At 31.5% G+C, this 21,967-nt stretch carries 20 protein-coding genes; 6 read left to right on the top strand and 14 right to left on the bottom strand.

The window, feature by feature from the left end:
* Positions 1-20: 20 nt before the first annotated feature.
* Complete coding sequence (locus KMP12_RS01100) at positions 21-1,328, top strand: N-acetylmuramoyl-L-alanine amidase family protein (protein WP_215755902.1); 1,308 nt, start codon at positions 21-23, stop codon at positions 1,326-1,328.
* A gap of 260 nt (positions 1,329-1,588) precedes the next feature.
* Here KMP12_RS01100 and KMP12_RS01095 read toward each other — a convergent pair whose 3' ends face one another.
* Complete coding sequence (locus KMP12_RS01095) at positions 1,589-3,187, bottom strand: ABC transporter ATP-binding protein (RefSeq protein WP_215755901.1); 1,599 nt, start codon at positions 3,185-3,187, stop codon at positions 1,589-1,591.
* Positions 3,187-4,911, bottom strand: coding sequence for an ABC transporter ATP-binding protein/permease (locus tag KMP12_RS01090; protein ID WP_215755900.1), 1,725 nt, complete (start codon positions 4,909-4,911; stop codon positions 3,187-3,189). The genes KMP12_RS01095 and KMP12_RS01090 overlap by 1 nt, the downstream gene beginning before the upstream one ends.
* Before the next feature lie 219 nt (positions 4,912-5,130).
* Here KMP12_RS01090 and KMP12_RS01085 point away from each other — a divergent pair, with 219 nt between their 5' ends.
* Positions 5,131-5,586 carry a low molecular weight protein-tyrosine-phosphatase gene (locus KMP12_RS01085; RefSeq protein ID WP_215755899.1) on the top strand — a complete coding sequence of 152 codons (456 nt, stop codon included), beginning with the start codon at positions 5,131-5,133 and terminating at the stop codon, positions 5,584-5,586.
* Positions 5,587-6,258: 672 nt separating this feature from the next.
* Positions 6,259-6,552, top strand: a complete 294-nt coding sequence (locus KMP12_RS01080) for a PspC domain-containing protein (RefSeq protein WP_215755898.1) — start codon at positions 6,259-6,261, stop codon at positions 6,550-6,552.
* 139 nt (positions 6,553-6,691) lie between these two features.
* On the opposite strand, the gene KMP12_RS01075 is transcribed toward KMP12_RS01080, so the two are convergent.
* The 4 genes from KMP12_RS01075 to KMP12_RS01060 all read right to left on the bottom strand — a co-directional run bounded on the left by KMP12_RS01075 (position 6,692) and on the right by KMP12_RS01060 (position 10,636).
* A complete protein-coding gene (locus tag KMP12_RS01075) occupies positions 6,692-7,744 on the bottom strand; it encodes a cyclically-permuted mutarotase family protein (RefSeq protein ID WP_215755897.1) in 1,053 nt (350 codons plus the stop codon).
* Between the two features lie 22 nt (positions 7,745-7,766).
* Complete coding sequence (gene nagB, locus KMP12_RS01070; protein ID WP_215755896.1) at positions 7,767-8,489, bottom strand: glucosamine-6-phosphate deaminase; 723 nt, start codon at positions 8,487-8,489, stop codon at positions 7,767-7,769.
* A 14-nt stretch (positions 8,490-8,503) separates the two neighbouring features.
* Positions 8,504-9,655 (bottom strand): N-acetylglucosamine-6-phosphate deacetylase, encoded by a 1,152-nt coding sequence (gene nagA, locus KMP12_RS01065; protein WP_215755895.1) that lies wholly within the window; start codon positions 9,653-9,655, stop codon positions 8,504-8,506.
* A gap of 102 nt (positions 9,656-9,757) precedes the next feature.
* Positions 9,758-10,636 carry an N-acetylneuraminate lyase gene (locus KMP12_RS01060; RefSeq protein ID WP_215755894.1) on the bottom strand — a complete coding sequence of 293 codons (879 nt, stop codon included), beginning with the start codon at positions 10,634-10,636 and terminating at the stop codon, positions 9,758-9,760.
* A gap of 190 nt (positions 10,637-10,826) precedes the next feature.
* Between KMP12_RS01060 and KMP12_RS01055 the strand changes: the two genes are divergently transcribed.
* The 3 genes from KMP12_RS01055 to KMP12_RS01045 are packed head-to-tail and all read left to right on the top strand — an operon-like array spanning position 10,827 to position 13,466.
* The gene (locus tag KMP12_RS01055; protein WP_215755893.1) at positions 10,827-11,687 is read left to right on the top strand and encodes an ROK family protein; all 861 of its coding nucleotides are present in this window, start codon (positions 10,827-10,829) and stop codon (positions 11,685-11,687) included.
* An 8-nt stretch (positions 11,688-11,695) separates the two neighbouring features.
* On the top strand, positions 11,696-12,643 hold the full coding sequence (locus KMP12_RS01050) for an acetylxylan esterase (RefSeq protein ID WP_215755892.1): 948 nt from the start codon (positions 11,696-11,698) through the stop codon (positions 12,641-12,643).
* A 1-nt stretch (position 12,644) separates the two neighbouring features.
* The gene (locus tag KMP12_RS01045; protein WP_215755891.1) at positions 12,645-13,466 is read left to right on the top strand and encodes an acetylxylan esterase; all 822 of its coding nucleotides are present in this window, start codon (positions 12,645-12,647) and stop codon (positions 13,464-13,466) included.
* Positions 13,467-13,510: 44 nt separating this feature from the next.
* On the opposite strand, the gene KMP12_RS01040 is transcribed toward KMP12_RS01045, so the two are convergent.
* From KMP12_RS01040 to KMP12_RS01005, 8 genes are all read right to left on the bottom strand, one after another.
* Complete coding sequence (locus tag KMP12_RS01040) at positions 13,511-15,289, bottom strand: ABC transporter ATP-binding protein (RefSeq protein WP_215755890.1); 1,779 nt, start codon at positions 15,287-15,289, stop codon at positions 13,511-13,513.
* Entirely contained in the window at positions 15,276-17,096 is a 1,821-nt protein-coding gene (locus KMP12_RS01035; RefSeq protein ID WP_215755889.1) for an ABC transporter ATP-binding protein, read from the bottom strand. The genes KMP12_RS01040 and KMP12_RS01035 overlap by 14 nt, the downstream gene beginning before the upstream one ends.
* Positions 17,089-17,535: a MarR family winged helix-turn-helix transcriptional regulator gene (locus KMP12_RS01030; protein ID WP_215755888.1), complete on the bottom strand. Its 447-nt coding sequence runs from the start codon at positions 17,533-17,535 to the stop codon at positions 17,089-17,091. The genes KMP12_RS01035 and KMP12_RS01030 overlap by 8 nt, the downstream gene beginning before the upstream one ends.
* A gap of 161 nt (positions 17,536-17,696) precedes the next feature.
* A complete protein-coding gene (locus tag KMP12_RS01025; protein WP_215755887.1) occupies positions 17,697-18,959 on the bottom strand; it encodes a restriction endonuclease subunit S in 1,263 nt (420 codons plus the stop codon).
* A gap of 230 nt (positions 18,960-19,189) precedes the next feature.
* Entirely contained in the window at positions 19,190-19,495 is a 306-nt protein-coding gene (locus tag KMP12_RS01020) for a hypothetical protein (RefSeq protein ID WP_215755886.1), read from the bottom strand.
* Positions 19,495-20,184, bottom strand: coding sequence for an N-acetylmannosamine-6-phosphate 2-epimerase (locus KMP12_RS01015; protein WP_215755885.1), 690 nt, complete (start codon positions 20,182-20,184; stop codon positions 19,495-19,497). Before KMP12_RS01015 ends, KMP12_RS01020 begins: the two co-directional genes overlap by 1 nt.
* 3 nt (positions 20,185-20,187) lie before the next feature.
* A complete protein-coding gene (locus KMP12_RS01010; RefSeq protein ID WP_215755884.1) occupies positions 20,188-21,018 on the bottom strand; it encodes a carbohydrate ABC transporter permease in 831 nt (276 codons plus the stop codon).
* 11 nt (positions 21,019-21,029) lie between these two features.
* Positions 21,030-21,938 carry a carbohydrate ABC transporter permease gene (locus KMP12_RS01005; protein ID WP_215755883.1) on the bottom strand — a complete coding sequence of 303 codons (909 nt, stop codon included), beginning with the start codon at positions 21,936-21,938 and terminating at the stop codon, positions 21,030-21,032.
* Between the last annotated feature and the right edge of the window lie 29 nt (positions 21,939-21,967).

The raw sequence follows: 21,967 nt of genomic DNA, 5'->3' as shown, positions 1-21,967 counted from the left end.
ATTAAAGGAGATTCATGCTTATGAACAAAAAATTAATCGCATCAGCTTTAGTTGCTGGTTTAGTATTACCATCAGTTACAGCTTTTACACAACCACAAAACGCCCAAGCCAAACTTAGCGAATTAGCTAAATACAAATCTGACGAAGCTATTAAGGCGGCTGAAGGAAAAGTTAAAGACGCTAATGATGCTCTAATGATGCTACTTAAAAAAGAAGGCTATAAAGATTTAGAGAAAAAACATCAAGAATTGTTAGAAGATGCTAAAGTAAAGGTTAATAAATTTGAAGAAGAAGTTAAAAATTCTGAAACTAAGGTTAAGGAGGCTGAAGGAAAACTTGCATTAGCCCAACTTAATGTAGGAAAATACACTTCTACTACAAAACCTAGCTACACTGACGAAGATTTACAAACAGAGTTAATGAAAGTTGCAAAAGCTGAGAAAGAATTAGCTGATTTAAAAGAAAAATTAGATATGGATAAGGATGCATTAACTGTGGCTCAAGGTGCTTTTGCATTGGTTGAGAAACATAAAGCTAAAGAACTAGCTGAAATCAAAGCAGCCAAAAAGGCAGTAGAGGATGCTACAACAGAACTTAATCTTGCTTATCTTGAAAGATATAAAGCTGAGCTAGAAGCATCAAAAGCTGATGGTAATACAGAAGATCTTGAGAAAGCTAGAGATAAAGCTGGAAAAGCTTTAGGAATGTTGCTTGAAAGTGTAGGTAACTTTAAGGCTAAACTAGAAGAAGCTGAAAAAGAGTTAAGAAAGGCTGAATTCGACTACTCTGAAGCGGCTAGAAAACTTGCTGTAAGTGGTGCAAAAGTAGGAGATCCAGAATATGTAAATCTACTTGGGGATGCTCAATATTATAAGGCAGTAGCTCAATATAATAAAAAATATGTAGATGAGTTAAAAGAAGCCTTAGCCTATGTAGAATCTAAAGTTCCAGGATTAAGTGATAACTACTTAACTAAATTAAATGCTGAATACGGTCTTGCTGACACATTCACTCCAGGATTTGCTAAAAAAGACGGAGCTTGGCACTACAATAAAGAAGATGGAACTATGGCTAAGGGCTGGGTATTCGACAAAGGATACAATTCTTGGTTCTACTTCGATAACGACGGAAAAATGGCCGAGAACACTTGGAGATATGTAGACGGGTCTTGGTTCTTCCTAAATCCAGGAGGCTACATGGCTCAAAATGAGTGGGTTAAACACACTGACGGAAACTGGTACTACCTAAAACAAGGTGGCTACATGGCAGTTAATGAATATACTCCAGATGGCTATTTAGTAGATGAAAATGGAGCATGGGTAAAATAATACCTACACAAAAAAACTTGCTAGACATTTGTCTAGCAAGTTTTTTATTTTTGACCAGCTTCTAATAATATAAATTGGTAGCCCCGGCTAGAATATTATTTTACTTGCCTATACCTTACTAGCTTTTATTAGCATTTTTTATTTCTATCATTTTATTAATTAGCTAGCTAATAAAAATCTAAATTTACTTTAATTAAAAATTTTTATCATACCAGCTAGCATAAAAACTTTCTACCAAAAAAGACCCGTCATAGGTCTTTTTATATTTCAACTATCTTGTCGCAAATAGATAGGGTGGATTTGTTGTGGGAAATTATAAGGATAATTTTATCCTTTTTTATTTTTTCCAATGTTTTTAGCAATTCAATTTCACTAAAGATATCTATATTGGCAGTTGCCTCATCTAAAATTAGTAATTTTGACTTGCTGTATAGGGAGCGAGTAGTTGATAGGCGTTGTTTTTGCCCAGAAGAGATATTACTACTACCTTCGCCAATTATTTCCTCTTCTTTTTTTGGCAGAGCTTGGACGAAATTTTTAAGATTGGTTGCTTCTAAACTGGCATATAATTTTTCATTATCAATTTTTTTATCAAAGAGGGCAATATTTTTTGCCAAAGTCGTATTAAACATATAAGTATCCTGTATAATGATAGAGGAATTTTTTCTGAAATAGGTATTGTCTATCTTAGAAATATCGACACCGTCTATTTTTATCTGACCATCCTCAAGGGGGAGGAACTTCATTATTAATTTTGCCAGGGTAGATTTTCCCCTACCACTGTCGCCAACAAGGCCGACAATTTGCCCCTTTTTAGCAGAAAAACTTAGGTTATCTATTATTTTTTTCTTGCCGTAACTAAAGTTAAGTTTATCAACTTTTAATTCCTTGAAGTCAACTATATTACCAGAGTTTTCCTCTTCTTCAGCTAGGTTTATCAGTTCTAAAAATCTTTTTCCTGCTGCCATTGTTGGACTAAGGGTAGAAGCTAGATTACCCATATAAAATATAGGGGTAAAAGAGACTATAAACATAGCGACAAGGGCTATTATTGTATTTGTATCACTTAGATGTTTTTTTGCGGCAAATATAAAGGATATGACAGCCAAATTATAAATTAGCATATTTATAAAGTTAAGATTTATTTGAAAAAGATTTTTTCTATAAGAGCTACTAGTTAGGGTCTCAGTTTCTTTATTTAGTTTCTCTTTAACAGCATCTATTTTTTGGTATTGGATACTTTCAAATATAGAATAGGCTTCTTCCTTAGAGTTCTTATTTATATCTGCCAGTTGCTTACGGTAATTATCGCCGTATCTCTGAGCTGAATTTTTAAAAATCAGGGGCAGGGCAAGACCCATTATTAGATATATGATTAGGGGAAGCAAGGCTAATTTCAGACTAAAGAAAGCTAAGAATGTGGTTAGCACAAAGGTTTGGACTAAAAATATAAAAAATGGGCTTATGGTATGGGCATAAAAAACTTCTAATATTTCTATATCGTTAGTAATAACTGTCATGTAGTCGCCAGAATTATTTTTTAGAAACTTGTCTAGGGATATTTTTTTGAATTTTTCTAAAACCTTGATACGTAAAATGTGGAGTATCTTAAAGGCTACGTAGTGATTTAAAAGTTGTTCTGCATAGGCTGAAAACCCTTTGATAAAGGCTAGCAAAAAGGCTAAGACAGCCAGCAGGTAAACAGACCAGCCCCTGTTTAAAAAGATTAGGGCTAATAGAAATGTAAAGACAAGAAGACTGATGTGGGCAAGAGAACCGAAAATAGTTGCTTTTATTAGGGGCTTTTTAAGTTCTTTTGTTAAATTTAGTAATTGTTTTAAACTAGCTAGTGATGTCATTATTCTACCTCCCTTGCAAGAAATTTATTTTTTAGACTAGTTTGTTCTTTGGATAGGTTGGCATAAAGATTATTCTTATTAATAAGTTCTATATGGCTACCCTCTTCTAAAATTTTTCCGTCCTTTAGAACATATATCTTGTCGCAGTCTTTAGTAACTTCTAAGTCGTGAGAAATAATAAGTATGATTTTATCCTTGCTGATACTATCAAAGGCAGCTAGGACACATTTTTTGCTATAATCATCAATGTTGGATACAGACTCATCAAGAATATAGATATAGGAATTTTTTAGTATGGCTTTGGCCGCCAAAAGTCTTTGCCTTTGCCCTCCTGAAAGGTTAGCAGCTCCCTCTGCTAATTTATAGTCTAAACCTCCATTTTCTAAGACTAGGTCTTTTAGATTTACTTTTTCTAAAACTTCAAACATTTCATCTTCGCTAATGTTTTCATTAACTGCTAGATGATTACGGATAGTGTCTGCATTAAGATAGCTATCACTTGTAATAAGCGTTATAATTTTTGCTAATTCTTTAAAGTCCACATCTGCCAAATTATAGTCGGCGTATTTTACAAAACCTTTTTGCACCCTTTTTAAGCCCAGTAAAAGTTTTATAAGTGTAGATTTTCCAGAACCACTTTCACCAACAAGGGCAATTTTTTCTGACTTTCTAAAAGTCATATTTATATTTTTTAAGATTTTTTTCTTGTTGTCATAAGCAAAATCGACATTATTAATATTTATATCATAACCGGGAGCAAGTCTGATATTTTTATCTTTTGCATCTTCTTTGTAGTCCAGGAGTTTATAAATGTTTTCTAGTTCGACACTAGCCTTCATAGAAATATGGAATAGTCCGCCCATAGCTCGCAAGGGCTTAAAGCATTCAAAACTGGCAACAATAACAAAGATAATAAAAATAGGATTATCCAAAGTCAAGATGGCAATAATAGACATAATAAAAATAGAAAGATAGGTAATAGCGTCCATTACATTGATAGAATTTAGCTGGTGTTTTAAGAGTTGCATTGTAGACTTGCGATAATTCAAACTAAGTTTATCAACTTCATGGCTGACATTAGCTTCTTTGCCATAAATTTTTGCTACCGTAAAACCCTGCAACCTATCAAAAAATACTTCCGACAAGCTAAGAAAATCTGTAAAAGTTTTTTTATTAGCTTTTTTTGATTTTTTAATAATAATCATAATTGATAGGGGTATTAAGGGATAGAGAATTAGCATGGCAATACTAAGCCAGATACTAATAAAACCGTATATGACCAAAGAAGATATAACTATAAGAGCTGTTGCGAAAACCTGGGGTATAAACTTATTAAAATATAATTCGATACTTACTATGGAAGAAGAATTCATAACCAGCAAGCTACTTGTCGAAACGGCCTCTGTATAGTTTAGGGATAATTTTTCTATCTTGTTATAAATTTCTGTCCGTAACAAGTTGCGAACTTTTTTAGCAATTTCATGGGAAATTTTATTGTCAAAAAACATTGCCAAGTAGTAGACTATAAGGGCAAAAAGGCTTCTTAGTATAAATAGGGTGAGATAAGAAGAATCTGCATTTTTATTTATTAGTTTGAATAATAAGTCTACAAAATTGTAGGTAAGGTATAAAGAAGAAAGGAAAGTTAGAACCTTACAAAAGGCAATGAGATAAACTTCAGTTTTTATATAGAATAGAGCAAGGGCTCTTTTGTCAATTTTCATAGCTCCTCCTTAAGTTTAATTGATAATAATTATCAAATACTATTATATAAGAATATAATAAAAATTTCATGTAAAAATAATAAACTTTTCTAATATTTGCTAAAAAATAATATTTATTCACATAATGTTCATATTTCATAAAATTTTTCCCTGCCTAAGTTAAATATTATATAAAAATCTTATAATAGTATATAATTAAATTGAAAAAGGAGGGAAAAAATGGTAAAAGTTTTATTTGTCTGCCTTGGCAATATATGTCGTTCACCCATGGCAGAAGCGGTATTTAGAAAAATGGTTGAAGAGGAGGGACTTAGCAAGCAGATAGAAATAGATTCAGCAGCAACAAGTTCTTGGGAACATGGCAATCCAGTTCATCAAGGAACAAAAGAAAGGTTGGCAAGAGAAAATATTTCTGTTGCAGGTATGTACTCTCGCACCTTAGAAGATAGAGATTTGGCTAATGACTATATAGTGGCTATGGACGAAAGCAATATAAAAAATATTCAAAAATTTATCGGAAAAAGACCTAGCGGTCAAGTGAAAATGCTACTAGAATATGCAGGACTTAAAAGAGGAATAGCAGACCCTTGGCACACTAAGGACTTTGACAAAACTTATGAAGATGTCCTTTTAGGTTGCAAGGCCCTACTTGAAAAGATAAAAGAAGAATTATAAATATTTTTTATTTTTCTATATAGCTAAGTTAATAATATTAAATTTAAAGTTACAAAATTAAGAAGTTACTTGTTATTTATAAACAAGCTTTTCTTGAAGATGTAACTTTTTATTTACTTATATTTAAAATTTAAGAAAAATTATATATTAGCTTTTTATTTTAATAATTTTAAGATATTTGCTATTTGAATATGGAAAAAATTTATGTGATTTACTTTTAAAATATTATTTTAAATTTATATTTTTTCCAGAAAATATATAATATAATTTTTTGTTTTTAGGCTAGTTTTTAAATTTTATGTTAGGGACTATAGCCGTAAAATTTTTATTTAGCTTTTATCTTGCTTGAAAAAATTATAGCTTAGCTTTTTATTTTAATAATTTTAAGATATTTGAATATGGAAAAAATTTATGTGATTTAATTTTGAAAAGTTTGCTATCTAGTTATAATTTTTTGTATAAATGATTATAATTTCAAAAGTGTTAATTATATGGTACTTATAACATATATTTATTATATTAAAAGTTATAACTATATTAATATATTTAAGTTTAGTTGTATTAGTAAAGTTTACTTTTTGCTTTTAAATTTGATAATATTTATTTTTTGTGGCATAATATAAAAATACATAAATTAAATTATAAAATTCAAAAATATAAGGAGCAAAGATTTTGAATAAAAAAAGTTCTTTTAAAAAACCATTTACAGCCATAGCTTCTTTTTTTGGTATTTATAGGGCTAATGAGGGTGCTATATTTGCTGGAGTTTGTAAAGGAATTGCCAATAGATTTGGCTATAAAGTAGTAAATGTAAGAACCTGTTGGTTCTTTAGTGTAATATTTTCTTTTGCTTTAACTGCTTTCTTTTATTACTTTTTAGCCTACAATTTACCCTTGGAAGATGGCAAGATTGATAATTATAAAAAAAGTGATGATTTTATTGATGTAAATAGTAGAGAAATATAAAAAATGATAGTTGTAAAATTTTACAGCTATTTTTTATTTTTTAGTATTAATAAAAATTTTTTAGATAATAATTTATTTAGGTTCGTAAAAAATTTTAAATAAAAAATAGTGCAGATTTTTTATCCACACTATTTTTATATTAGTATAGTTCTTTTTCTTTGTAATTTAATTTGTCTAAGACTATTCTGTGTATTTCTGGAGTTCTGATACCAGGTTTTATTTCTCCCATAATAGAGTATAAACTATTGTTTATTAGCACAAGTGCATTACCACAATTTGGATTGAAATCTATATCACCTGGACTTGACCAAGTTTCTGTTTTGTGATTATAGAATAATAATTTTTTATTCCAGTTATAGTAGTCAAGTTCTTGGGTGAAATAAAATTTTCTAAATTCTTGTTTTTCTTCTCCTCTTAAGTGGCTAAGTTTATAGTTTGCTTCATCCCATCTTTCTTTTGCAAAACCACCTACTACTACCAAGGTGTCGTCATCAATTTTGGTGTAGCCAGCAGCGATAACTGAAATTTTCTCTCCGTCGATTTCAACATCTCCTATAGTTGTCCAAATTTTCTTTTTGATGTTGTACTTGTAGCCTTCTGTATAGGCTGTTTGATTAGCACCACCGAATACTACTATTTCGTCTCCGAAGATAGCTGATACTGAATGTTCTCTACCAGAAGCTGGGAATGATGGTAGTTCAATATTTTCTTTTGTAAAGATATTAAAGGAGAAAAATCTATTTGTATATTCTCCGTCTATGCAACCCAAACCGTAGTAGATGATACCGCCTTGAATGTGGGCAATACCTCTCTCTATGTTAAAAGGTAGATTTACATATTCTTGGAGGTGAAGCTTGTTGTTGATAACATTTATTTTTAAAATTCTATTACCACCAACATAGAAAATAATATTGTTATATTCAACGGTAGAGCCGTAGGCTACTGGTCTTTCAAATTCTGTTTTGTCAATAATATGAAATGAATTTTCTATGGGTCTTATAAGGTATAGGAATTTATGGATTACCCTATCTCCGCCATCCAATACTGACTTGTAAGGGAAGTTTTCTCCGCCACCCAAAATAATTTTATTGTCTATAATGCCACACAGCATATTGGCAACACCAATATTTTTTTCATAACCCTGTGGGGCAGGGAGTTCTCCCACCTTAAAACTTTTTATTATATTAACCATTTACATAAATCTCCTTAGACTTCTATCTTTGGTAGTCTGCTTCTTCATCGACAAAGATGTGTAGGTTGGCATGTTGTTTTAAAACTGTACATGGTATAGAGGTAGAAACTTCTAAGTTAGATAATAATTCTTTTATAGCTTGTTTTTTATTTTTTCCGAATGCAAGTAGTATAATCATTTTTGCTTTCATAATGTCATTTATGCCCATAGTTACAGCTTGTTTTGGTACAAGGTCTATATTGTTGTCGAAAAATCTTGAATTTGCTAAAATTGTTTCTTCTTTTAAATCCACAAGATGGACACCGATATCAAAAGGAGTATTGGGTTCATTAAAACCGATATGACCGTTACTTCCCACACCCAATACTTGTATATCTATAATGCTATTATCTAAGAGATTTTGGTAATTTGCAATAGCTTTTTCTAAATTTTCTGCACTTGCGTCAGGGACATGAGTATTTTCTTTTTTTATATCAATATGGTCGAATAAGTTAGCTTCCATAAACTTGTGGTAAGATTCTGGATGTTCATAAGAGATGCCTACATATTCATCTAGGTTAAATGATTTTACATCTTTATAAGAAAAACCGCCCTTATTATAATCTTCTATCATTGCCTTGTATAAGTCTCTGGGTGTATCACCCGTAGCAAGTCCTAGAGTTACGTTTGAACTTAAGTTTTTTTTCATTAGTTCAAAGGCAGCCATAGAAGCCTCTTTTTTTGTTTTATATACATTATATTGCATATTATTTCTCCTTATTAATAAAATTTATTTTTATATGTAACTTTCCCTCTTGCAAAGGTAGTTATTACTTCATAATCATTTGAAATTATTGTAAGGTCTGCATCGTAACCTACTTTTATTTTACCCTTTCTATCTCCGATACCTAGAAGGTTGGCTGGATTTTTGGTGCAGGCATTAATTGCGTATGTGATAGGAACTAATGCTTCTTCTACAACGACTTTTAAACTTTTTATGATGCTTGCAGTTGAGCCTGCTAGTCTACCGTCCTCACGAGTGGCACTACCGTCTTTATGCACGATAACTTTTTCGCCACCAAAAATATATTCTCCAGCACCCAAACCTTTAGCACTCATAGAGTCGCTTATTAAGATGCTACGTTCTTTTCCTTTGGCATTGAAGAAGATACTTATTGCTTCTGGTGTAGAGTGGATACCATCGCATATTAATTCTCCGTAGCTGTCATCTGAAAAATAGGCGTAACCTACTTGTCCCGGGTCTCTGTGGTGGAAACCTGTCATACCGTTATAAACATGAGTTTGTGAGTTGGCTCCATTTGCAAAGGCTAGGGCAGTTTGTTTGTAGTTTGCAGATGAATGCCCCATGCTAACTTTTATACCTTGAGCGGCAAGATACTTAGTTAGTTTGTAGTCAGGGTCTAGGTCGCAGGCTATGGTAATTAAGCGAATATTGTTCTTACTAGCTGCTTGAAATCTTTTAAATTGGTCTACACTAGGTTTGGCTAAACAAGATAGGGGTTGAGCACCACGTTTTTCAACATCTAGGTAGGGACCTTCAAAGTGGATACCCAATATTTCAGCTCCCTCATAATCTTCAGCCATAAGTTCGGCTACATTTTTCACAGCCTTAGTTAAAACTTCTTCTGTTTGTGTTATGGTTGTTGGACAAAATGCTGTAACGCCCTCTTCACCAATATTCTTTGCCCACTTGCTAAGCCCTTCTTTGTCGGCGTCATTTGTATCGAAACCGTAAGCTCCGTGTGTGTGTATATCTATGAAACCGGGCAAGATTCTATTTGCTCCAAAGTCATAATCTACACTTTTATTTTCATCGTATTCAAAGATAGAAGTTATTTTTCCGTCTATAATTTCTATGATTAGTGGTAAAAATTGACCAGATAGCCAAACTTTTCTACTTTTTATTAGCATATTTTTCCCTCATTTCCTTATCTATAATTAAAGCCCGAGAATTTCTCAGGCTTCAATCATATTATTTTTAGTAGGCTTTAAATTATATTTAACCTGAATATATTATAGGTTATAGTCTTCTACCAGTTTTCTTAGTTCTGGTAATTTTTCTGTGTCAAATTCTTTCATAGGTTTTTTGCAGTGTCCTGCATTTACACCCTTGATTTTTAGAATTTCTTTTAGAGTTTGATAAAGTCCTAGTTCAAGAACTTTTTCGATAAGGTCATTTGCTTTGTGTTGTAATTGGTAAGCTTCTTCAAGCTTACCTTCTTTAGCAAGGTGGAATATTTTTTTACTTAAGGCTCCTTGTACGTTAAATGTAGAACCGATAGCTCCGTCTACACCACTTACTGCGGCTTGAACAAGCATTTCATCAAATCCTGACCAAACTAACTTATCAGGGAATCTCTTTCTGAAACGTTCTAATTGGTAGAAGTCAGCGGCAGTGTATTTAACACCGATAACTTTTTCATTGTCTAATAATTCTGCAAATTGGTCTAAACTAATTTTAACACCAGTTAAGAATGGAATATAATACAGAATCATTGTGTTGTCTGTTGCATTAATTATTGTTTGGTAGTAGTGTTTTATTTCTTCGAATGAAAGTTGGTAGTAGAATGGAGTTACAGCTGATAGTGAGTCGTAACCCAATTCAGTTGTGAATTTAGCTAGTTCAACAGCTTCATTCAAATCAAGAGAGCCAACTTGAGCTATTAGTTTAATTTTATCTCCAGCCTCTTCTTTTGTGATTTCAAAAATACGTTTTTTAGTAGCGGTATTTAGTAAAAAATTTTCCCCACTACTTCCGTTTACATATAAACCATCAACTTTATTTACGTTGATATTGTAATTTATTACTTCTCTTAGTCCATCTTCTAATAGATTTCCCTCCTTATCAAATGGGACTAATAATGCAGAATAAACACCTTTTAAGTCTTTCATGAACAATCTCCTTATTTTTTAGAATTTAACACATTAAATTATTTTCATTTATATTGTATACTTTTTTTAATCTTATGTCAAGAACAAATACGCTATCATTCTTTATTTTATAGAAAATAATACTAGCATAAATTTTTATTTTTGTGTATAATGATATTAAAATAACATATTAAATTTTAAGGAGGAAATTATGTATTTAGCTGTTGATGTTGGAGGAACAACTATTAAATTCGCAGTAGTAGATAAAGAAAAAAATATAATTTATAGACAAGTTGCAGATACTCCTGACAATGTGGAGAAAAAAATTACAGATCTTATAGTAGAAATTTCTAAGGAAATTAGAGGAAAATATTCTTTTGAAAAAGTTGGTATCTCATCAGCGGGTGTAATAGATACACTAAGGAAAAAAGTTATTTCTGCTACTCCTACTATAAAAAATTATATCGGAACTGATTTTGAAAAGGAAATCGGAGAAAAATTAGACCTAGAAATTTTTGTAGATAATGATGTTAATTGTGCCTTGCGAGGAGAATTAATTAATGGTGCGGCCTGCGGTTTAGAAGAAGTATTTTGCGTAGCCTTGGGAACAGGTATAGGCGGAGCCTACTATGCTAAAGAAATTTTGACTGGTTCTAATTTTGGAGCTGGCGAAGTAGGACGAAGTCTTTATGACCCTAAAACTAAAACTACTTATGAACAGCGAGCTTCTACCATAGCCTTGGCTAATAAAATAAAAGCAGAATATGACGAAAACTTAAGTGTTAAAGATTTCTTTGTTGAATGTAGAAATGAAAATAAAGACTGTCTTAGAATACTTGATGAGTGGCTAGAAGAATTAGCACTAGGCTTGGTTAATATTTTATTTATACTAGATCCGAAATATGTGGTTATAGGTGGTGCAATATCTAAGCAGGGAGAATATATTATCAATCTTATAGAAAGAAAAGTAAGAGAGATTAATTCTATAAAAACAAATAAAACTAAATTTTTAGTAGCACAGCTAGATAATGATGCAGCTCTTTATGGAGCTATAAGTCCATTTTTTAATTAGGAGTTTTTATGTTTTTAGAAGATTACAAGGGATCTTATCCCAGACCAGATGATTTTGATACTTATTGGGACGAGCAACTAAAATTTATTGAAAGTATACCATTAAAATATAATTTAGAGAGGGCAGAAGAATATAATTTTTCTGATATAGAGTATTTTCATCTAACTTTTGAAAGTTTTGACGGTGCTAGCATATATTCCAAGTTAATAAAACCAAAAACTTCTAAAAAGTTACCAGCCCTATTTTATTTCCACGGTTATCCAGGTTGCAGCAGAAATTGGTTTAAAAAAAGTGCTTTTTGTTCTTTAGGCTATGTAGCTTTTGCTATGGATTTTCGCGGTCAAGGAGGGAGGAGTGAAGATATTGGAGGAATTAAGGGCACAACAGTAGCAGGCCATATAGTAGCAGGTTTAGATGATAGCCTAGATAATATGCTTTATCGTAAAAATATTTTAGATGTGTGTTTACTTGTTAGGATAGCTAAAGACTTAGATTTTATTGATGAAAATAATATAAATTGTGCTGGTGGTTCTCAAGGTGGAGCTTTTTCTGCGATTTGTGCAGGCTTAAATCCTGATATAAAAAAATGTATTATTCAATATCCTTTCTTGTCAGATATGAAAAAAGTATATGACATGGATTTAGACTTGCTAGCCTACGAAGGTTTACGCTATTATGCTCGTTGGTTCAACAACACTGGCGAGCATGACGAAAAATTTTTCAAAAGACTAGCCTACATAGATACGAAAAATTTTGCTCCTAGGATAAAAGCAGATGTTCTTTTTGCAGGAAGCAAAATAGATTTAGTTTGTCCTATACCTACCCAATATGCAGTTTATAATAATATCAAGAGTAAGAAAAAAATGATTTTATATAAAAAATTTGCCCATGAGAGAATGCCAGATTTTAATGACAAAATGCTAGAATTTTTATTGGCAAACAATAAAGGGGTGTAAAATGGAATTACAATACAAAAGAGAATTTACTTATAACAAAACAAATATTTTAGAGGGGCATCCTAGTGCTGACTGTTACGGACTTAGTTTTTTAGCAGGAGATAATTCTAATATCTATGCAGACTTATTCCTTCCTAAAGGAGAAGTAAAGGCGGTAGTTTTAGAAGTTGCTGACTACAAGATATCACCTAAAGATTACCTAAACTTGAGTAGATACGCCCTACATGGTTACGCCGTATGTTCTTTACACGTTAGGGGTCAAATCGGAAAAAGTAGCAATGAACAAAGCTGGTCTATCTATGCACCTTTTTTAGAAAATGATTATTTCTTAAATCTTTATCAAGATACTTTAGACCTAGTAAGTATTTTAGAAAAAGAATTTTCTTCAAAAAAAATATACGGCTTTGGAGTAGGTCAGGGTGCTGCATGTCTAGCTGTTGCAAGTGCAGTTAGTAAAAAAATAGATAAATTATTTATCGCTAATATCGATAACTGTGATTTTGAAACTATTGTAGTTGAAGATAAGGATACAGGCTATTACGAACCCCTAAGAAATTATCTACGCTACAACATTGAAAAAGAAGATGAAATGTTCAAGTCTTTAGAAAAAATAGATGTTCTAAGCTATGTAAAAGATATAGAAGCGGAAGTTTATTACGGACAGTCTGGTTTAAATCCAGTAACTCCACTAGCTTGTCAAAATAAATTTTTTGATATGCTGGCAAGTAAAAAAGAAATTAAAAAATATCGCAAGTTTGAAAAAGAAGTTTTACAAGAACACTTTTTTGATGAGTATGTGCTTAGAAATTTAGCCCAAGATTAAAAATATAGATAGAAAAAAGCAGAGTAAATTTTACTCTGCTTTTTTTATTCTTCTTCACCCTCTTCAAATTGTGAATTATAAAGTTCGGCATAAAAACCATTTTGTTCAATCAGTTCATCGTGGTTACCTTGTTCGATAATATTACCCTCACGCATAACCAGTATTAAGTCTGCATTTTTAATGGTTGAAAGTCTGTGGGCTATAACGAAAGATGTACGTCCCTTCATCAATGTATCCATGGCATTTTGAATTATTTGTTCTGTACGAGTGTCCACAGATGATGTAGCTTCATCAAGTATTAGAAGTGGTGAATTTTTTAGTAGGGATCTGGCAATAGTTATTAGCTGTCTTTGTCCTACTGAAAGGCTATTAGCATCGTTTAGGATAGTGTCATAACCATTGGGTAAAGTTTTGATATAGTGATGAACGCCGACTGCTTTTGTAGCTTTTTTAACATCTTCATCAGAAATATTTTTTTGGTTATAAACCAGGTTATCACGGACACTTCCTTCAAATAACCAAGTGTCTTGAAGAACCATAGAAAAAGCGTCGTGGATTTCAGCCCTGCTCATATTTTTAATATCGACACCGTCTATTTCTATTGCCCCCTTATTAATTTCATAGAATTTCATTAATAGGTTTACTATGGTAGTTTTACCAGCTCCAGTTGGACCGACTATGGCAATTTTTTGCCCGGCATTTGCTTTTGCTGTGAAATTATGAATTATTGTTTTTTCCTCGCTATAACCGAATGAAACATTTTTAAATTCTACATTTCCTTTGATATGGTCTAATTGACGTTTTTTGTCGCTGTCATCTTGCATATCTTTTTCTTCTAAAAATTCAAAGATACGTCCCATGGCTGCACTGGCAGATTGCATTTGTGTTCCTGCTTGGGCAAGTTGTGATAGGGGTTGTGAAAAAATACGCACATAGGTCATAAAGGCTACGATATGGCCTATTGTAATTTTTCCGTCAATAACCAAGATTGCTCCCACCACACAGACCATAACATAACCAAAGTTACCTATAAATATCATCATAGGCATCATGATACCAGATATAAATTGAGATTTCCATATAGTTTTATGGAGTTTACTATTCAGTTTATTAAATTCATTGCTACTTTGATTTATAGCGTTGTAGCTAGTTACAACATTATGACCAGAATAAATTTCTTCTATATAACCATTTACTAGGGCTAGGTTAGTTTGCTGTTTTTTAAAGATTTTTTGCGATGAAATCATAATTATTACAGATAAGGCAAAACCGATAAAAACAGAACCTATTGCAGTCATAGCCATAGTAAAATTAGTTTTAATCATCATAAATACTGCACCCAAAATTAGTATTGTTGATGAAATAATTGGCGATAAACTTTGATTTAAAGACTGGCTAGCCGTATCAACATCATTGGTAACACGAGATAGGGTATCTCCTTGTGAATGTGAATCAAAGTATTTTAGGGGTAGACTATTTATTTTTTTCGAGATAAGTTTACGAAGTCTATTACTAAATTTTTGGACAATGGTTGCAATTATAAAACTTTGAGCATAGCCTGCAAGTGCCGATATTGAATAGAGAATTGTTAAAAATATGGCTATATTTACAACTTTGTCTATATCAATATTAGAAAAAGTTCCGTCGCTGTTAATTTTTATTCCCTCTACTATAAGATTGGTAATTTCTTTTAATTTTTCGGGGCCAATTACTGTCGTAATGGCAGAAACAATAGCTAAAATAATAGCGACAATAAATCCTAATTGGAAGCCTTGCGTATGGTTTTTTAATTTTCCAAAGAAAGAAGTATTATTTTTTTTCATGTTCTAATTCCTCCTTAGATAATTGAGAGTAGGCAATTTCTTGGTAGACCTTGTTAGTTTTTAATAGTTCTTCATGAGTGCCACGACCAACGACTCTACCTTCTTCTAAAACAATAATTAAATCGGCATCAATAATAGTAGAAATTCTTTGTGCAACTATTAATTTTGTTGTATCTTTTGTTTTTTCTTTGAGTTGTTCACGCAGAATTTTATCTGTTTTATAGTCGAGTGCTGAGAATGAATCATCAAAAATTAAAATTTCCGGTTTTCTTGCCAAGGCACGAGCTATAGCCAAACGTTGACGTTGACCCCCTGAAAAATTAGTTCCACCCTGAGCAACGTGGGCATTCAAACCATCTTCTTTAGCTTCAACAAAGTTTTTACTCTGGGCTAATTCAAGGGTTGCCCAAATAGCCTCATCACTTAGATTTTCTTGCTTACTAGTTCCCATTTGTATATTAGATTTTACACTACCACTAAATAGGACTGCTTTTTGTGGTATATATCCTATTATGTTGTGTAAATCTTCTTTTGAATAATTTTTAATATCATTGCCATTAATTTTTATTTGACCACTCGTTGCGTCATAAAATCTTGGAACAAGATTAATCAAGGTTGATTTACCAGAACCAGTAGAACCTATAAAGGCAACAGTTTGACTTTTTTCGGCTCTAAAAGATACATTTTCAAGGACAGCTTCTGAACTTTCAGAATATCTGAAGCTAACATTATTAAATTCTACAGTAGCCTTTTCTTGAGAATGTTTTTGTGTATTTTTGTTAAATTTAATAGAACTTGTAGTTTCCAAAACTTCATTAATTCTTTTGGCAGAAACTATGGCTCTTGGTAAAATCATAAAGACTACCAGCATAAGCATAAAACCTATTACTACCAACATGGCATAAGATGAGAATACTATCATATCAGAAAATATTGCTAGTTTTTCACGCATGGCAGGTTCTATCTTGCTAGGGTCTTGGGGTATCTTAATGTCATTTATTAAGAAAGCACCAATCCAATATATAGCTAAAGTTAAACCGCTAGATATTGATAACATTACGGGGTTCATAACAGATAAAATTCTAGTAACAAATAAGTTTAGTCTTGTAACATCATCATTAGTTTTTTGGAATTTTTCTTCTTGATAACCTTCGGCATTATAGGCACGAACAACACGGATACCAGTTAATGATTCTCTAGTGATTAAGTTTAAGTTGTCTGTCATCTTTTGAATAATTCTTTGCTTAGGAAAGACTAAAGTTAGTAAGATGGCAATAACAAAAACTAGAAAAGCAACTGCAACGGCTGTTGCCCACATCCATTCAACAACACCCTTGCCAGCTATTTTAGTCATAGCCCAAATAGCCATGATAGGACCTTTTGTTACAACCTGCAAACCTATTGTTATTAAAATTTGAATTTGAGTAATATCATTTGTAGACCTTGTTAGTAAACTAGGAATACCGAATTTTTTAATTTCTGTTTCTGAATAGTCTAGTATATTATGAAATATTTCTGAGCGTATTCTGCTTGTAAATGAAGCGGCAACTCTTGATGAGAAAAATCCTACTACAACAGAAGCTATAAAACTTAATAAAGAATAGTAGAGCATTTTCATTCCTGGACTGTGAATACTAAATGAAAAAATATCATTTGCACTTGTGCCAGGAGTACCCAGTAGGGTTGTTATCTCTGACATAAATGCTGGTATTTCCAATTCTAACCAAACATTAGCACAAACAAAAGCTACCGATATTAGAACAAATAGTAGTTCTGTTTTTGTCAATTTTTTTAATAATTTAAACATCGCTGTTCTCCTCTTTTAAAATATTTTCAGCTAATTGTTTTAAAACTTTTTTTGTAATTAGCCAATCATCTTTTGAAATATCTTTACCCAATACGCTATGAACATCGGCTGTAAATAGAAGTAGGTTAGGTATTTTATTTTCTGCATAGCTTGTCAAGACAACTTGCTTATAACGTTTATCTTTTTTTGATGGAATAATTTCTATAAAATTATTTTTTTCCATACGTTTAAGTAAGTTGCTAGTTACTGACTTTGTCATATCGAATTTTTTTTCTATATCCTTAACAAAAATTTTTTTGTCCTTATTTTTGTATAGATAATAAAGTACTTTTCCCTGAGGTCCTGCCAAATTTTCCACGTCATATAACTTGGCTTTTTTTGTACAGTACTTTTCAAGGTCATTTAATAATTTTTTTATGTTAGATAAATTATTTTCCATAATATCCTCCAAAATAGTTAGCGTGGAAACTATTTTACTACTAATAATTTTTCTTGTCAATATAAAAGTTTTCATGAGAACTAATTTTTAATAAATTAAAATTTAAAAAAGCAATATTACAAAAATTAGTAATATAAAAAAGTATTGATTAGTTTTTCTAATCAATACTTTTGTTTTTTATAATTTGGTATTTTTATATCTCTTACATCTATTTTACCTGTAACTACATCAGATATTAGGCTTTTTTTTAGCTCCTCAAGGTAGGTGATTTGGTTTGTTGTTTTTGAAATTATTTCATCTAATTTTTTGTATGTTGTTTTTACTTTATTTATTATATATACTTGTCTATCAATGTTTGGGTATTTAAAATATATATTTCTAATTTCACTTAAATCAAAATCCCATTGACCTACTCTTATTCCTTTTGAATATTTTGCAAATTCATCTATATAATTTCTACATCTAATAGATAAATGAAAAAAATCTGGTAAAATATCTTTACTAGTAAATTCAAATACAAAATAGGCTGGGCTTACTACTCCTTTTAACTTTGAAATACCATATGAACCTTGCCAAGCTTTCATTTTATTCATTACAAAATCATTTTTAAAAACAACTTTATAATTAGATAAATCTTCAGGTATTACATTATGATTTTCATCTTCATAATCTAAATTTCTTAAGACTATCCCCTTATCTCTAACTACAGAAAGTAAATCTAAATCCCCCACATTTTGTGATTTTTTTATACTTTTTATTTTTAAAATGTTTTTTAAACTAATTAAATTACAATTTTTTTCATTTTTCATCAAGTAGCTTAAAAAATTTTTTCTATACTCCCCCAACCTCTCAACTTTCCTTTTCTCCAACCCCACCAACCTATCAATCTCCCCTATCTTCCAATCAAGAAAGTTTGCTATTTGGCTTTGTTCTTTATATGAAGGACTGGGAACTACCATATTTAAAAGTTCATTTTTCCCTATAGTCTCTCTAACACCATTTCCCAATTTATTAAAAACTTCTTCTATGTATAATCTATAAAACCAATAATAGTAGTACTTAGGAAAATTTTTATTTTTATCACTAGTAAACCTAATATATGCTGGACTCATTATACCTTTTTCATGAACAATACCTACTCTACTTGTTTTAACATTATTTAAATCAATTAATTTAAAAACTAAATCATCTTTATTAAATAACTGATATGTTTCATAGTTTTTAGGAGATAGTCCTATTGGATTTTCAATATCATTATTTATAACACCATTTAAAGTTAAAGATAGAACATTTTTTTCTATATTATTCTTATTTAATTCTTTTCTATACTTAAAAATATTCCTATTTTTTAATATCTCCCAATGTTCTGGCACTTCTTTTAACCAGGGCAGTTTTATTTCTTTGTATTTCTCATACTTTTTCATCTATTCTCCTGTTTTATTTTGCTTACTTATTTTTGTTTTTATTTTTTCTATATAATATTTTGCTAGGTTTTATTATAGCATACTATATTTTCTCTTACCATATGAAAAAAATAATATTCACTATAAATTATTCTTGTTGTTCTTTGCCTCCTTACTAATTATTATATAGATAATAAAAAAACACTCCAGAAATTAGATTTTTTTCTAACTTCTGGAGTGAAATTTAGATATTAAATTATAGAATTTTTTATTTTTTCTTTAATTTTTCTATAAGCTAGTACAATTAAATTCATAATTATACTAGAAAATACTATTGGCATATATACTGATAAAAATGATATACCTACTTCTTGACCTTTAATCATACCCAAATATATTCCAGCAGCTAGGAGTATAATAGCTACTGCATTTACAATCAGAGGAGATAACCACAATTTTTTAAATGCAACATTAAGCATGTGTGTTACAAACCATGAACCGAGTATATACCATTTGCTGTATGTGTACCAATAAGCCATAAGATAAAGTATAGTCATTATAGCTCTGCCACAAATCTTTTAGCTATTTCTAAAGGACGAGTTATTGCTCCGCCAACCACAACGCAGTGAGCACCTGCATCTAGGGCAGCTCTTAACTCTTTTGGTTCATGTATTTTTCCTTCAGCTATAATCGGTATATTAACATTTGTTTTAATACTAGCTAGAAAATCTGGGTCGAATTTTTTAGAATCAGCTGTGTAAGGAGTGTAGCCATTCATAGTTGTACCTACACAATCAACACCAGCTTTTTCTGCATTAATAGCTTCTTCCAAATTAGAAATATCAGCCATAAGAACTAGGTCTGGATATTTTGTTTTGATTTCTTTTATAAATTCATTAACAGTTTTTCCATCGCCACGTTGTCTAAGAGTACAATCTAGCGCTATTATATCAGAACCTGCTTCAACAAGAGCGTCTACTTCTTCCATAGTAGCAGTAATGTACGAGTCGTAGCCTGGATATGATTTTTTTATAATCCCTATAACAGGTAGCTTAACATAGTTTTTAATTTGAACAATATCTACTATTCCTTGGGCACGTATAGCTATGGCACCAGCTTCTTTTGCTGCTTGAGCCATAAGCATCATAACGCCACCTTCTTTTCTGTATAGAGGTTCTCCTTCTAATGCTTGGCAAGAAACTATTAATCCACCTTTTAAGTAGTCGAATAATTGTTCTTTTTTCATATTTTATCCTTTCACCGCTCCTAATGTAACACCTTGAGTAAAGTAATTTTGGAAACAAATAAATACTATAATCATAGGTAAAGAAGCTAGGGTAGCTCCTGCCATTAGTAGTCCGTAGTCGTTTGAAAATTCTTGACCTTGTGCTAAGGCTGCAAGTCCAAGAGGTAGGGTAGACATTTCTGGTGTGTTAGAGAAGATTAATTGTGAGAAGTAATCGTTCCAACTAGAAATGAATGTAAATATTGCTAAGGCTCCAATACCAGGTTTGATAATTGGTAGGGCTATATTAGTAAATGTTCTTAATTCACCACAACCATCTATTCTTGCTGATTCAAGTAATTCTTTCGGTATTGATTGAGAGAATTGACGCATTAGGAATACCCCAAACGGCCAACCAACTGCTGGTAAAATTAGAGCATAGTATGTGTTCATCAGACCAAATTCAGTAATTAAGTTTAATAAAGGAATTAATATTACTTGTTTTGGTAGTGCCATAGCGGCAACAAAAATCATGAATATAATCTTAACTCCAGGAAATTCTTTTTTAGCTAAAGCATATCCTGCTAGTGCAGAAGTAGCACATACTAGAAAAGTAGTTGCTATTGATACAAAAACTGAGTTAAAGAACCAACGTAGAGTTAGTGGTGTGAAAAGTTTTGTATAGTTATCAAGTATAGGCTTGCTAGGCCACCATTCTGGCGGAATAGATATTGCAACATCTTGAAGTTTAAATGAACCTGATGCTATCCAGTAGAATGGGAATATGAAGAATACTGTCAAGCCTAGTAATATAATCATTGATACTATTTTAAAAATACTTATTTTCTCTTTCATTATTTTCCCTCCTAATCGTTATCTGTTGATAGGAATTTGAATTGTAAGATAGATATAATTCCTATGACAATCGCTAAAATAATACCCATTGCAGAAGCAATACCATGGTCACCATTTTTGATTGCTGCTTCATAAACTAGGTACATGATTGTACTTGTTCCGTAGTTTGGACCACCAGCTGTTAAAAGTTGGATGAGTGCGAAACATTGGAAAGAGTTTATTGTAGTAACAACTACTATATAAAGTGTTGTTGGCATAATAAGTGGCCAAGTTATTTTTCTAAATACTTGCCATTTAGTAGCACCATCAATTTCAGCTGCTTCTAATAATTCTTTTGGCACGTTACCCAATGCTGCAACATAAAGTATGATTGGTTGACCCAAAGAAGTAGTTATCAGTATAGTGATAATTGCATATAGGGCTGTATTGGGATTCCCTAGCCAGTCAACATTTTTACTTATAATACCTGCTGAGCTAAATAGGTAGTTTAAAATACCGTATTGTGGGTGATAAATCCATGCCCAAACTACCGTAACAGAAACTACAGAAGAGATAGCTGGTATATAGAATACACCACGGAAGAATGACCTTACAGTTGCGTGTTTATTATATATTGTTACCGCAACAAAAATCGAAACTAATACTACGATAGGAACTGCCACTGCAGTTATTATGACAGTATTAACTAAAGATTTCATAAAAGGTTCGTGAATAGTAGCCCCATTACTACTAAAAAGTAAGTCTGCATATTGTTTAAATCCTACGAAAACAGGATTTCGTTTAGAGAAACTGAATAGTGATAACTCAAGACCACGAATCATAGGAACTAAAACGAATGTAATAAAGAAAATACAAACAGGTAGGATGAACAAGTATGCACTATAATCTATGCGTTTTTTATTTACTGTTGCTTTTTTCATGTTGTCTCCTTTAAATTTTTAAAATTAGT

Origin of the sequence: Gemella sp. zg-1178, from assembly GCF_018790995.1 — a bacterium.
Lineage (GTDB): Bacteria > Bacillota > Bacilli > Staphylococcales > Gemellaceae > Gemelliphila.
Note: the sequence above shows the minus strand (reverse complement) of the source record. Positions and strands in the feature narration are given on the sequence as shown.